The sequence below is a fragment of the Streptomyces spiramenti genome (genome assembly GCF_012034385.1).
Classification (GTDB): domain Bacteria; phylum Actinomycetota; class Actinomycetes; order Streptomycetales; family Streptomycetaceae; genus Streptomyces; species Streptomyces spiramenti.
In genome coordinates this window covers 1-2,528 of sequence record NZ_JAAVJB010000397.1, presented here as the reverse complement: position 1 = coordinate 2,528, position 2,528 = coordinate 1, and the positions used below count along the sequence as shown (strand labels likewise).

At 73.7% G+C, this 2,528-nt stretch carries 2 protein-coding genes; both read left to right on the top strand.

The genetic code is table 11. From position 1 onward, the window contains the following. Positions 1–243 precede the first annotated feature (243 nt). On the top strand, positions 244–1,464 hold the full coding sequence (locus HCJ92_RS23605; protein WP_167935641.1) for an acylneuraminate cytidylyltransferase: 1,221 nt from the start codon (positions 244–246) through the stop codon (positions 1,462–1,464). Further along, on the top strand, positions 1,461–2,408 hold the full coding sequence (locus HCJ92_RS23600) for an N-acetylneuraminate synthase family protein (protein ID WP_167935640.1): 948 nt from the start codon (positions 1,461–1,463) through the stop codon (positions 2,406–2,408). Before HCJ92_RS23605 ends, HCJ92_RS23600 begins: the two co-directional genes overlap by 4 nt. The last annotated feature ends 120 nt before the right edge of the window (positions 2,409–2,528 follow it).

Sequence of the window (2,528 nt, the reverse complement as noted above, 5' to 3'; positions counted from 1 at the left end):
GGGCCGCACCGACCCGCGGCCCCCCGGCCCCGTCGGCCGCCTCGCGCGCCGCGGCGCACGCCGCGCGTACCGCACCGGTGTGCAGCGCGTCGCCCCCCTGATCCGCCGCTGGGGGCGGCTGTGACCGTCCCAGCGCACCCGGGTGCGCATACTCCCCGGCCCCGGCGCACCACCCGGCGCACCGGCGCCGACCACCGCCCCGCGCCCGCAACCGCCACCGACACGAACGGGACGTCCCCACCCATGACCACCGTGCTCGCCGTGATCCCCGCCCGCGGGGGTTCCAAGGGAGTGCCCGGCAAGAACCTCGCCCAGGTCGGCGACGTGCCCCTGGTGGCGCGCGCTGTCCGCGAGTGCCTCGGCGCCCGCAACATCGGTGCCGTCGTCGTCACCACCGACGACCCCGGCATAGCCGCCGCCGCCCGCGCCGCCGGCGCCGAGTCCGTCGAACGCCCCGCCGAGCTCTCCGGCGACGCCGCGACCAGCGAGGCCGCGCTGCTCCACGCGCTCGACACCTACGAGGAGCGCCACGAGACCACTGTGGACGTGGTGCTGCTGGTGCAGTGCACCAGCCCGTTCCTCACCCGCGACGACATCGACAAGGTCGCCGGGGCTGTCCTGGACGGCGCCGACACCGCGCTGACCGTCGCCCCGTTCCACGGCTTCATCTGGCGCGACACCGCGGGCGCCCCCCGCGGCGGTGCGGGCGGTCACGGCGTCAACCACGACAAGGCGTACCGCCCCCGCCGCCAGGACCGACCCGAGGACCTGCTGGAGACCGGCGCCGCCTACGCCATGCGCGCCGACGGCTTCCGCACCGAGCGCCACCGCTTCTTCGGCCGCACCGAGCTCGTGCGCACCGACCCGGCGCGCGTCCTGGAGATCGACGACCCGCACGACCTCGCGCGGGCCCGCGCCCTCGCGCCGCTGCTGGACGGCATCCCCGGCAGCCCCCCACCGCCGTTCGCCCAGGGGCCGCTGCCCCGGCGCGACGACATCGACGCGGTGGTCATCGACTTCGACGGCACCCAGACCGACGACCGGGTGCTGATCGACTCCGAAGGAAGGGAACTGGTCGCCGTGCACCGCGGCGACGGCCTCGGTATCGCCGCGCTCCGCCGCGCAGGGGTGCCGCTGCTGATCCTCTCCACGGAACAGAACCCGGTCGTGGCCGCCCGGGCGCGCAAGCTGCGCGTCCCCGTGCTGCACGGCATCGACCGGAAGGACCTCGCCCTCAAGCAGTGGTGCGAGGAGAACGGCGTGGCGCCCGAACGGGTGCTCTACGTCGGGAACGACGTCAACGACCTGCCCTGCTTCGGACTGGTCGGCTGGCCCGTCGCCGTCGCGAGCGCGCACGACGTCGTCCGCGCCGCAGCCCGTGCGGTCACCTCCACGCCCGGAGGGGCCGGCGCGATCCGCGAGATCGCCTCGTGGATCCTCGGAAAGGAACTCACGTCCTCATGAACGCACCGACCCAGCAGACCGCCGCCGGCGTCCGTCTCCGCCACCTCGGTGACCGCCCGGTCGGTCCCGGCCGCCCGGTCTACGTCACCGGCGAGATCGGCATCAACCACAACGGCGACCTCGACAACGCCTTCGCGCTGATCGACGCCGCCGCCGACGCCGGCTGCGACGCCGTCAAGTTCCAGAAGCGGACCCCGGAGATCTGCACCCCCCGCGACCAGTGGGACATCGAGCGTGACACCCCCTGGGGCCGGATGACCTACATCGACTACCGCCACCGCGTGGAGTTCGACGAGGAGCAGTACCGCGCCATCGACGCGTACTGCCGCAAGCGGAACATCCACTGGTTCGCCTCCCCCTGGGACGTCGAGGCCGTCGAGTTCCTGGAGAAGTTCGACCTGCCCGCCCACAAGGTGGCCTCCGCGTCGCTGACCGACGACGAGCTGCTGCGCGCCCTGCGCGCCACCGGCCGGACGATCATCCTCTCCACCGGCATGTCCACCCCGCAGCAGATCCGCCACGCCGTCGAGGTCCTGGGCAGCGAGAACATCGTGCTGCTCCACGCCACCTCGACGTACCCGGCCAAGGCCGAGGAGCTGAACCTCCGGGCCATCCACACCCTCCAGGCCGAGTACCCCAACGTGCCGATCGGCTACTCCGGCCACGAGACCGGTCTCCAGACCACCCTCGCCGCCGTGGCCCTCGGCGCCGTCTTCGTCGAGCGCCACATCACCCTGGACCGCGCCATGTGGGGCTCGGACCAGGCCGCCTCGGTCGAGCCCCAGGGCCTGGACCGCCTCGTCCGCGACATCCGCACCATCGAGGAGTCCCTCGGTGACGGCGTCAAGCGGGTCTACGAGGGCGAGCTGGCCCCGATGAAGAAGCTGCGCCGCGTCAAGGGCGTCGTGGCCGAGCGCGCCGAGCGCGAGCCGGCGCAGGTCTGACCTGTGCCCGGAACGTACGCGCTGGTCGAGAGCCCGGTCCAGCTGCTGAACGTGCTGGAGTGGTCCCACGCCCGGACCACCGCCCGGACCACCGCCGGGGGCGTCGGCTTCACCCAGGTC